Annotated in this window: 1 protein-coding gene; it reads left to right on the top strand. The window is 61.2% G+C overall.

Annotated features, from left to right (window positions below):
* The coding region (locus ACT3TZ_RS15160) for a hypothetical protein (RefSeq protein WP_444584242.1) at positions 1-969 on the top strand (969 nt) is incomplete at its 5' end.
* Positions 970-981 lie beyond the last annotated feature (12 nt).

The raw sequence follows: 981 nt of genomic DNA, 5'->3' as shown, positions 1-981 counted from the left end.
ACTTTGACTGCTGAGCTTCCTTCGAATGGACGCCCAACCCTCAGTCTGCGCACCGGACCAGATGCATCGCACCCCCATTTCCACGCTCTCGGCTACCTGTCGGATGCACAGATCGACATGCTCGGACTGGCAATTCACCTTGCGCGAGTTGAGCGGCAAAACCCTGGATCCCTGATAGTCATCGATGACCCGAGCGACATGCTGGACTCGTCAGCGCGCGAGAAGCTTGCGGATTCGGGCATAAGCCGGCTGCTCGATTCGAAGCCGCCACACCAGGTCATCGTCCTCACACATGACGACCTGCTGGTGCAAGATCTGTGGAGCCACCACCGCAGCAGGAAACCGGCCACTATCCAGGACACCATCGAGCAGACGTATGAGTTCGACGACGCCCGGCAACCCATCGATCGCTATTCGATCCTGGTCCCACGCACATCGACCACAGCGGTAGAGCGCGCACGTAAGCTCATCACCGACTTCGGGGATGGCAACCGAGATCAGATCTGGTTCCGGGCAGCGCTCGGATCGCAAACCCGCCAGGCCGTCGAGATGACGGCCAAGGATCTATTGACGCTCCTCGGTCCCGTCGGACTGGGCCTCCGGGATGACACCCCACTGGCCATCGAGTCCGTCGATCTCGGCGACGCCAGCAACCGCGTGCGCGCGACGCTCAGAAAGATCGGAGAGGAATGGTGCGATGAGCCTCGACACAACGGGACGAGGCACAGAATCGATTTGATACGGAGCACGCTGGATCGGCCAACCGCTGTGCTCCTCAATCCGGGAGCGCATGCAGGGGTGACCCTCCCGGAGATGGCGCATTGCAAACGTGTCCTCATGGACTTGGCGAGGATCGTCCCTCTCCTCGCTCCGCCGGAAAGTGGTCAGAGATCGGATTGGGTTTCGGACTCGACACTCGCACGCGAGCTTCGGACGTGGATGCAGTGCACTCGCAGCCCAGGCAGATAGGCACAGGCATCA

Origin of the sequence: Brachybacterium sp. AOP25-B2-12 (genome assembly GCF_052378625.1) — a bacterium.
In the GTDB taxonomy this organism is placed as follows: domain Bacteria; phylum Actinomycetota; class Actinomycetes; order Actinomycetales; family Dermabacteraceae; genus Brachybacterium.
This window is presented reverse-complemented; position numbering and strand designations above follow the sequence as displayed.